Below are 9,397 nucleotides of genomic sequence, written 5' to 3'. Positions count from 1 at the left end.
GTCAGGAACTTCTTGAACTCCGCTGCCCGGTGGCGGCGGTGGAGAGAGCCGATAACCTTGCCGGTGGCGACTTCGAGGGCGGCGAAGAGAGTGGTCGTGCCGGCCCGGACGTAGTCGTGGCTGCGGCGTTCGGGAACGCCGGGCACCATCGGCAGGACCGGCTGGGACCGGTCCAGGGCCTGGATCTGCGACTTCTCGTCCACGCAGAGCACCAGGGCCTTCTCAGGCGGATCGAGATACAGACCGACGACGTCGCGGACCTTGTCGATGAACAGTGGATCGGTGGACAGCTTGAACGTCTGCGACCGGTGCGGAGCCAGGGCGAACGCCCGCCAGATCCGCGAGATGGTCGACTGCGACATTCCCGTGGCCGCGGCCATCGACCTGGTCGGCCAATGGGTCGCGTTCTTCGGCGTCTCCTCCAGTGTCTTGACGATGACCCGCTCGACGTCGGCATCGGAGATCTTCCGCGGGACACCCGGCCGCGGGTCATCGCACAAACCGTCCAGGCCCCGTTCGATGAACCGGCGCCGCCACGTGCGGACCGTGTCCGGAGCGATCCGCAGCCGGCGGGACACCTCCATGATCGAGTGGCCCTCGGCGCACTCCAGCACGATCCGCGACCGCTGAGCCAAAGCCTGAGCCGTCGTGCGGCAACGTAACCAGCCCTCCAACACCGCCCGCTGGGCATCACTGACCGACAACGGAGGAATCTTCGGACCCGGACGACTCATGCCCAACCAACGACGAATCTCCGACTCAGGTCACTTGGGTGCCGTCAAACGATGACAAAGTCGCCCTCGCCGAGGTCGGTGAGGGCCTCATGGAGGAGGCCCGGGTGCCCAGCCAGCCAGGACCCCCAATGTCTCGCCGGCGTAGCGCCATGCGGGGCCTGGGATATTCCGAAACGGGTTCCGAGCTGCGAGAACGTCTCGTTCTTACACGGATGGACCAGCGTGAGCAACACCTGCTTGAAGCAACCGGGCTTGCGCCATCGGATATGGCGGGCTCGGCGATGTTCGTAGATCAGCCAGGCACCATGCTCCACCAGCTCATGCGGGTTGTCGCGCATGGCGGGATACGGAACCAACAGGGCCCCTTCGGTCATTGGCTTGATGAGTGGAATCACCACGCCAACGACGAGGGGCCCTGTCTCGTCACCACACCCGATGACCAGCCATTTCACCCTCCAGCACAGTCAAGACCTGGAGGATCCTACACAAAGCCCGCCTCAACCCCGTCCGGACGACGCCAATCGTCAAAGCTATCCTCACTCTGGAGACTCTCCACTGAACAAGCGTAAAGGCTGCAGAAACACTCTTGATCCCGAACGACCAGCACCCAACGGGCCCCGCGACACAGCCGACATCACGAGTTCAAGTTCCACAGTGGGAACCCAAGGGCCTGCAAGTTCTACTATTCCCCGCCACTGCTATCCTCTCAACAAAGGAGGGATACCCAGATCACCATCCGAAGCGCAATTCAGAGATAAGAATTCTGCGCCTTAGTCGTCATTGAGTAAATCTCTGGCCCTACATATAGGGTCATCGTAGGGTCATCGAAATTCTTTACACTAATCCAACTCTGGGCGGCAGACTGATCCAGCGGCACATGGGAAGCAGCATCCAGCACTCGCGCATAAACTTGCGGATCGATCAATCCAGGATCCGCAAAGTCTGCCAGCCGGCCTGAAATAATCTCGTCGTTAGGCAGGTTCGGCGCCAGGGGGCAGTAGAACGTGACCCCTCGGACTGCCGCACTGTCTCCTCGAAACGTGAGACACGTAATGGGGGCCTTGGAATAGGGACCTTCATCACCTACTACATAAGTACAGATGTCGCGAATAGCACCTGTCTTATATCCCTCGCCCAGTGATCCTAGAGGGTCGATTTCGCTGGCCGTCATTCCTGCATGCCGGAAGTAGATCTTGACCCTACTGGCGGCCGAATCGACCAGATCGATAGAAAGAATTATTGGATAGTCTCTCGGGTCAGAGAAGTTATGGAATTTCTCCGCCAAGAGATTCCATGATTCTTCCATGCCCAAGCGCTGAAGGGCCTGCCTTAGGATTTCCGGAGACCTGCTCTCACCATGCACGCCGGGATTGAGGTAAAGCTTGAACATAGCATCGCCGGAGGGCCCCCATTCGACAGAATGCCAGACAGAGAAATGAGACACCGGCGATTCAGAAACAAATAGGTCCTCTATCTCCAGGTACTTGTCTATAAAAGCGGAATGACGCTTTGCGAGACGCCTCACAAGATTCGCCGATGACCTTGCCACAGAGGCCTTGGTTGGCTCACCGCTCCCCAATGGTTCAACGAGCGCTCGAAGCTTGATCCCGGTTGGAGACCAGGCTATGGAGAATTCTATTGGCATTCCATCATTGGCAACATCTGATGGATACCTAGGTTCGTCTCCAACAGGGAGATCTCCCCATCCATCCAGCATCTCCGAAAAGTCACCCAGAATGCGCCCTATCGCTTCCTCAGTGAAGCCTACCGCGCGCGCAATTCCGCCTAGCTTCGAGCAACCTATGTCGCTATAGGAACTATTCGGATCGAAACCTCGGGAGCCAGAATCCATGCGAATTTACCTCTTTAGCACCTGGAGTCCACCCTTTCCCGGTCACCTTTACACTTCGGAAAGACGTGCGGGGAAACATGAACGAAACAGTATGACTAGATTTACTAAACTCGAGAGCTATTACTCGAAGCGATCTAGTGAGCTCTCGATAAGGATCTACACCTTAATACCGACCCCAACCTGCCAGTCATCCGCTCGGAGGCTATATGCCGTCTCCGCACATTGGGCTATCCTGTTGCAAAGCTCAAAAACCATCTTCCAGCCCTTCTCGAGAATTTCGAGAATTTGTGCAGCAGGCACGTGAGGGGCTGCCGCAAGCTGCGCGTAGCCCATCTCCATGTGCCCTTCATCCGCCTCATCATGTAGCGCGAAGTACTCACTCTCAGGAAAGGACAAGGAGCCGGCCTGAAGCGCTACGGTTCCTGCCCCCTCGAGCACGAGGTGGGCGAGCGCAGATCGCTCTGGGCTGGACAGTACTTGCATTTGATGCACGAACCATGACGACGACGCAGCAACAACCGGATCCCACTTAGGGGGTCCCGAGTGCAGCTTCTGGAGTAGCTGGTTGTGTCCGATTTCTTCCGCTAGATGCTCCTCGGCCGCCGGCCTGAATGCAGGATCGTTCTCACATGCAGCCCGCATCGTGACAACATGTTGGAACGTATCTGACCATACCTGCCCGTACTGAATGATTTCCTCCTTTAGCCCCTCCGGCGTGCGACCGTCTTTGAAAAGCTGAACCATACGATTCTCGGAGAAATTCTTCATATACTCTTCATTGCGCTGCCTGATTTCCTGCAAAGCGTTCAACTTATCCTCAAATCTTCCAATTAAGCCAGGAGGCCTGGCGATCGAGTCAATCGAATCGTAAAGAAAGGGACTTCAACTCTCCCGTTTCGACCGAACCCAGTTCTGTGCGGCATGATTTCCATGCCAATAGATTTGTCGCTACCCTATTCCCACTTAGAAGCGGACTGCATCTTTGCGGGGGATCCACTCCGCGCCGTCACGCCGCCCATCAATCACACTCTGAGGAATTTCCGTTTTCTCGACCAACGCAGAGTGATGGAGCCTTCCCTGACTCTCGCCGCCTCTGATTAGAAGGCGTTGTCCCATACAGGCTTCATTGAAACGACCGACAGTCGTTCCAGTGCGAGTAATCAGTACTCCTCTTGGCTGGCGAGTCATGGTCCGTGCAGGACCTGTGCCTTTAGGCGGGCGTACCTCGGGCCTGTGTGATGTCGTGATCAATCTCGTGGATCCGCGTCCCTTGGGAAGATGGATCCGGTGGGAAGGGGTTCGTGACGCGCGGGCAAGTCACTGATGAGTGGCGGGAGTTGATCGAGCCGTTCCGCCGGTCGGCGAGTCGACCCGTACCCCGTGCGGCGGACTTGTCCCTGGTCAGCTTGGACTCCATTACGGCCCACGCCCACCACGACGCGGCTGGCACGCGCGTCGGCAAGGAGGTCATGGACGCTCTTGAAGAGGCCGCCGTCGAGTGCGAGCGGGCTCGGCGAAAGGCGGGCGGCCTCGTGTTCGGCGGGGGTGATGTGGCCGAGCTCGCCGTGGAGGCGGCGCTGGTTGAAGCAGTCGATGTACTCGGCGACCGCGATCTCGATGTCGTTGATGCCGGTCCACGGTCCCTTGTTGCGGATCAGCTCGGCCTTGAACAGGCTGTTGAACGCCTCGGCCAGGGCGTTGTCGTGCGAGTCGCCCCTGGAGCCGGCCGAGGCCACGGCGGCCTCCTTGAGTCATGGCGCGATGGATGACGTCGATCAGATGGCGTTTGAGGATGCGCCGGGCTCCGCGGGCTCCCTTGGCCGGCTCGTGGCGAGCCAGGAGTGCTCGCGCGCCCACATGGAATCGCTGCTGGACGATGGACATCGTGTAGAGCACGCTGTTGAGCCGCCGGTTGCCGCCTCGGTGCAGTCGGTAGCGTTCCTCGTCGGAAGAGTAGACCGGGATCGGTGCGGTCCCGGTGTAGCGGGCGAGCTTCGCTGAGCTGGTGAAACGGCTGATGTCACCGATCTCGGCGAGGAGGACCGCCGCAGAGACATGGCTGATCCCAGTGATCTCCAGGAGCGCGGGTGCCAGCGGGGTGACCAGTTCCCGGATCGTGGTTTCGAGTCCGCGGACGCGCTTGTTCAGCCCGTCTATCTCCGTAATCATCTCGATCAGTACCCGGCGGACGTTCCCACTCATGTCCGTGGTGTCCACCAGCGCCGTCAACGAGGTCATGCCAGGTCGGCGGGTGAGGTCGCCGGGGGTGTGGTCGAGCCAGAGGTGCATGTATGCCTTGACCTGGTTGATCACCATGGTGCGTCGTCGGACGAGGTCGGCCCGTGAGTCGACCAGCACGCGGAGCTCGCGCACGCGGTCGTCGATGCGGTGACGGTCCAGGCCGGGGGTGGCGATCGCGGCGTGGGCGACCGCGGCAGCGTCGACGGGGTCGGACTTCGAGCCGGTGGCCGCGTGAAGCTTGCGGTGGGCGACCATCAGCCGGGTGGGGACCCAGACCACCTCGTGGCCTGTCAGCAGCAGGCCGTCGGCCAGGCGGCGGGCGAAGCCGCGGCCGTCCTCGATGGCCCAGGTGACAGGGGTGCCGTCGGCGATCGTGCGGATCCACTTGAGCAGGACGCCGATCATGTTCGCGTCGTTCTTGACGGTCAACGGCCTGGTCAGCCGCCTGCTGTCAGCATCAACGGCCACTGCGACGTGGACGTGCTTGTGCGGGTCGATCCCCACTGTCACCATCGAGTTGTCCTCTTGTCTGCTGTCGCGGATGACGGGACAGACGCGAGAGCCCCGGACAGACCTATTGCGAGTTGACGGCTCAGCAGGCTTCTGACTTGTTGAATCGACCCCAGACGCTCGGTCTGCAGCCGTAGCGTCCCGGGTGTCGGTCGGCACGGGCCCGCAGTGCTCCTTGCCGCCCTCGGGCTGGCTCACTGATAGCGTGCCGCCGCCGGCCGACACCCGCGCGGTGTGGCTCGACAGAGGCATGAAGGTGACACGGTGACTTCAAGTCAGGGTGCCCACCGCACTCCTCTTCCTGTCTCATCGAGTGCGAGGGCAGCAGCCTGTGATCCTGATCGGTGTCGATCCCCACAAGTCGTCCCACACCGCCGTCGCCGTGGACGCCGCAGGCCACCAGGTGGCCCAGCGCCAGTTCGTCGTCAACGCGGGCACCTTCCGCCAGCTGATGCGCTGGTGTGAGCAGTGGCCCGACCGTCGTTTCGCGGTTGAAGGCGCCGGCGACCTGGGCCGCTCGCTCGCCCAGCAGCTGGCCTCTGCGGGCGAGGACGTGGTCGACGTGCCCTCCACCCTTTCGGCCTGGGCCCACCGGCGGAGACCGCAAGACCGACGCGAAGGACGCCCTCCACGTCGCCCAGGTCGCTCTCTTCCGCCACGACCTGCGACCCGTGGCCCCAAAGACCAGGCCACGATCCTGCGGCTGCTGACCCAGCGCCGGGACGATCTGGTCCACGAGCGCACCCGCGTCCTGAACCGTCTCCACGCCGTCCTGCGCGATCTCCTGCCCGGCGGGGCACCCACCGGCCTGTCGGCCGACGAGGCCGCCGCCTTGATGAAGGGCATCCGGCCGGTCACGGCCACCGACAACTGCCGCCGGGACATAGCCCGTGACCTGCTGGCCGACCTGCGCAGACTGGACCGGCAGGTCAAGGGCAATGAAGCCGAAATGCGCGAGGCCGTCGCCGCGGCCCGCACGACGCTGACCACCCTGCCGGGCCTGGGCACTGTGCTGGCCGCGAAGGTCCTCGGCCACATCGGGGACGTCAGCCGGTTCCCCACCGAGCACCACTTCGCCAGCTACACCGGCAGCGCACCCCTGGACGCCTCCAGCGGCAACAACGTCCGCCACCGGCTCAACGCCCGGCGGCAACCGCGCGCTGAACTCGGTCCTGCACACCATCGCCGTCTGCCAGATTCGCGACGGCGGGCGGGGGCAGGACTATTACCTCCGCAAGATCAGTGAAGGGAAGACCCCTTCGGAGGCCCGCCTGGCCCTCAAGCGACGCCTGTCCAACGTGGTCTACCGGATCATGAAACGAGATCAAACGAAACCACCTCGCTCAGGCCGCTTGACACACAGAGGCGCTATCAAGTCACTCCCGGCCAGGGCTCTCGCCCTGTGGACCGCCATGGACATCTCAACGGGAAGCCTTTCGGCACGTGTTCTCCGAGTCACCCAACGATCCCGCCGAACCTCTCCCGTCGAAGTAGCCCGGCCCGCCAAGGCTGCAGCAATACGTGTTCTCGTTCGAGCCGAGCTGCCACGGACTGTGGGGATCGGCGAAGAACACGGGGATGCCGGTCTCGACTCTGAACTGCGCGTGCGCCGACAGCTCCTTTCCCCGGTCCCAGGTCAGCAACCGTGCCAGTTGCCCAGGCAGAGACGACATCGCGCAGGCAAGGGCGTTCTTCATGGAGATCGCCCCGTAGCCAGCGAGCGCCGGCCCGTTCTTGACCGTGTGCTTGTGCCGGTAGCTTTCCTCGCGCGGAGGTGGATCAGCATCGTGAACCGAGTGGCCGCTCGACGACGGTGCCGATCGCGGAACGCTCCAGCCAGATGATCAGGTCGCCCTCCCAGTGGCCGGGAACAGCGCGGTCCTCGGCCTCGGCGGGCCGTTCGCTGATGAGCGTCTCGGGTGTGACATGTGCCCAGGTCTTCCGACGCGAGCGAGCCCCAGGTGCGCGCAGTGCACGGCCCGTGCGAAGGCACAGGATCAGCTCGCTCTTGAGCGCTCCGCGGCCCTGAATGTAGAGCGCCTGGTAGATCGCCTCATGGCTGATGCGCATGGACTCATCATCCGGGAAATCAAGTTTGATCCGGTTCGCTATCTGCTCCGGACTCCACGCCTGAACCCACGCACGGTCCTTGCGGTGCGGCTTGTTCCGCCCCGTCCACTCGCCGGGTCGCAGGACCTGCGACCGCCCTGCCGCCGGGCGTGCTGATCTGTCCGGACAGCCGTTCCTGGACATACGCGTGCAACCGCGGATCGGCGACCAGCTTCGCCGTCTTCGGGCGCCGTGCAGCCATGTCGGCCTTCCACTGCGCGACAGACGCCCGGTAGTCGAGCTTCGCGCCCCTGGTGGCCGCGTTGCGTCGCAACTCACGGGAGATCGTCCCCGGATCACGGCCGACCTCCCGGGCGATCTCACGCACACCCTTGCCCTGGTCCTTGAGAAGCGCGATCTCCTCCCGCCCACGAAACGACAGGTACCTGCCAGAAGACGGCCTCGGATCGAACGGTCGCATGCCGCCACAATGCCGGAACCAGCGTGTCGCCACCGCCGGCGCCACACCGACGACAGCGGCGGCTTCCTCTGCCAGAAGCCCTTGGCAATCTCCCGCCCAGAAAGCCGCTGCGACGTGCCGCTGGTACTTCGGATGCCCTGGGGACCTCCGCTTCGGACGCACTGCTCGATCCGCTGTCTGCTGACGACGAACCAACCGACACCTCTGCAATCACGAGGTGTTGCGACGACCATTTGAATCTCCCCTTGGACTCCGCGGTCCGAGTGGTGCGTGAGGCGTGAGGTCGGCGCCGGTGTGCCGGCGGCGCCAGATCGCCATCTCCAGCGCGTCGAGGGCGGGGTCGGTGTATAGGGAGGTGGCGACCTGCCAGCCGACGACCATGCGGGAGAAGACGTCGATGACGAAGGCGGCGTAGACCCAGCCGGAGAAGGTTTTGATGTAGGTGATGTCCGCGACCCATAGCTGGTTCGGCGCACTCGCGGTGAACTGCCGCTCGACCAGGTCGGCGGGCCGGTCGGTCTCGGGTGCGGGGCGGGTGGTGTGTGGACTCTTGGCCCGGATCACTCCGCGCAGACCGGCCCCGCGCATGAGGCGCTCGACCGTGCAGCGGGCCACCTCGAATCCCTCGCGCAGGAGGGCTGCGTGGACCTTGCGGGCTCCGTAGACGCCGTAGTTGGCCTCGTGGACCCGGCGGATTTCCTTGGTGATCTCCTCGTCTCGCAGGCTGCGGGCCGAGGGCGGGCGGGTGCGGGCGGCGTAATAGGTGCTCGGTGCGATCGGCGCATTCGTCTCGGCGAGGAGGTCGCAGATCGGCTGGACGCCGAACAGGTTCTTGTACTGGTCGTTGTAGGCGACCTTCATCGAAGTGGACGGTCCAGCTCCGCGGCGAAGAAAGCTGAGGCGGACTTCAATATCGCGTTCGCCCGCCGCAGTTCCTTCACCTCCCGCTCCAGCTCCGCGATCCGGGCGGCATCAGTGCTGGTCCTGCCGGGCACGATGCCCTCGTCGGTCTCGGCCGCTTGACCCAGCCGCGCAGGGCCTCGGGGTGCACGTCGAGCTGCTCGGCGATCCGCTTGATCGCACCGGCCCTGCCGGCGGGTTCCTTGCGGGCCTCGATCGCCAACCGCGTCGCACGCTCGCGCAGTTCGTCGGGGCACTTACGATGAGCAGCCATGGAGAACCATAACGAAGGGCTCGCCCTGTCCCGATGCACAACGTCGGGAGCCTGTTCCATCATCGGTCTGAGCTGGCCAGATGCAGGGTGTGGACGGCTCGGGCAGGGCTCGTGATGCGGGCGGTCGAGCAGCGGAGCTTGCGTAGGAGTCGCCAGACTTGAGAGTGGCTTCGCGATCTCCCACAACCCGTCCGGAACAATCCAACTCCACGTACCCCGCCCCATGACGTTCCCAACGACTGTCTCACCACATAGGACACGGCTTTAGGCACTGTTTCTCGGATCATGTTCGGAGCCAAATGACGAGGGCGGCGAGAGTGACGGTGCCGAGGTAGACGTAGGCGCATTTCGCGTAG

6 protein-coding genes and 5 pseudogenes are annotated in these 9,397 nt (G+C 63.1%); 1 reads left to right on the top strand and 10 read right to left on the bottom strand.

Going from position 1 to position 9,397, the window contains the following annotated elements; genetic code table 11:
* The 6 genes and pseudogenes from AB0M18_RS36075 to AB0M18_RS36050 form a co-directional block, all read right to left on the bottom strand.
* Nucleotides 1–734: IS630 family transposase (locus AB0M18_RS36075; RefSeq protein WP_365765585.1), on the bottom strand; the 734-nt coding region annotated here is incomplete at its 3' end.
* Nucleotides 735–781: 47 nt separating this feature from the next.
* Nucleotides 782–1,132, bottom strand: a pseudogene (locus AB0M18_RS36070) (transposase family protein); the annotation flags it as partial.
* Nucleotides 1,133–1,482: 350 nt separating this feature from the next.
* Complete coding sequence (locus AB0M18_RS36065) at nt 1,483–2,586, bottom strand: tryptophan dimethylallyltransferase family protein (RefSeq protein ID WP_365765583.1); 1,104 nt, start codon at nt 2,584–2,586, stop codon at nt 1,483–1,485.
* Nucleotides 2,587–2,742: 156 nt separating this feature from the next.
* Nucleotides 2,743–3,396, bottom strand: a complete 654-nt coding sequence (locus tag AB0M18_RS36060) for a hypothetical protein (RefSeq protein WP_365765581.1) — start codon at nt 3,394–3,396, stop codon at nt 2,743–2,745.
* A gap of 767 nt (nt 3,397–4,163) precedes the next feature.
* Nucleotides 4,164–4,322, bottom strand: a pseudogene (locus tag AB0M18_RS36055) (IS3 family transposase); the annotation flags it as partial.
* Between the two features lie 19 nt (nt 4,323–4,341).
* Nucleotides 4,342–5,340: pseudogene (locus AB0M18_RS36050) on the bottom strand (IS110 family transposase); the annotation flags it as partial.
* Between the two features lie 277 nt (nt 5,341–5,617).
* Between AB0M18_RS36050 and AB0M18_RS36045 the strand changes: the two are divergent.
* Nucleotides 5,618–6,583 (top strand): transposase, encoded by a 966-nt coding sequence (locus AB0M18_RS36045; RefSeq protein ID WP_365765579.1) that lies wholly within the window; start codon nt 5,618–5,620, stop codon nt 6,581–6,583.
* 274 nt (nt 6,584–6,857) lie between these two features.
* On the opposite strand, the pseudogene AB0M18_RS36040 reads toward AB0M18_RS36045, so the two are convergent.
* From AB0M18_RS36040 to AB0M18_RS36025, 4 genes and pseudogenes are all read right to left on the bottom strand, one after another.
* A pseudogene (locus tag AB0M18_RS36040) lies at nt 6,858–7,867 on the bottom strand (IS30 family transposase); the annotation flags it as partial.
* A gap of 210 nt (nt 7,868–8,077) precedes the next feature.
* Nucleotides 8,078–8,728, bottom strand: coding sequence for an IS3 family transposase (locus AB0M18_RS36035; RefSeq protein ID WP_365765577.1), 651 nt, complete (start codon nt 8,726–8,728; stop codon nt 8,078–8,080).
* A gap of 76 nt (nt 8,729–8,804) precedes the next feature.
* The gene (locus tag AB0M18_RS36030; protein WP_365765575.1) at nt 8,805–9,041 is read right to left on the bottom strand and encodes a hypothetical protein; all 237 of its coding nucleotides are present in this window, start codon (nt 9,039–9,041) and stop codon (nt 8,805–8,807) included.
* Nucleotides 9,042–9,100: 59 nt separating this feature from the next.
* Nucleotides 9,101–9,210 (bottom strand): annotated as a pseudogene (locus AB0M18_RS36025) (IS5/IS1182 family transposase); the annotation flags it as partial.
* Between the last annotated feature and the right edge of the window lie 187 nt (nt 9,211–9,397).

This window comes from Streptomyces sp. NPDC051909, from assembly GCF_040681095.1.
GTDB lineage: Bacteria > Actinomycetota > Actinomycetes > Streptomycetales > Streptomycetaceae > Streptomyces.
Note: the sequence above shows the minus strand (reverse complement) of the source record. Positions and strands in the feature narration are given on the sequence as shown.

What these genes read in the sequence shown, in the direction of transcription:
- AB0M18_RS36030 (WP_365765575.1), bottom strand. Translation starts at nt 9,041, where the DNA reads ATGGCTGCTCATCGTAAGTGCCCCGACGAACTGCGCGAGCGTGCGACG.
- AB0M18_RS36065 (WP_365765583.1), bottom strand. Translation starts at nt 2,586, where the DNA reads ATGGATTCTGGCTCCCGAGGTTTCGATCCGAATAGTTCCTATAGCGAC.
- AB0M18_RS36035 (WP_365765577.1), bottom strand. Translation starts at nt 8,728, where the DNA reads ATGAAGGTCGCCTACAACGACCAGTACAAGAACCTGTTCGGCGTCCAG.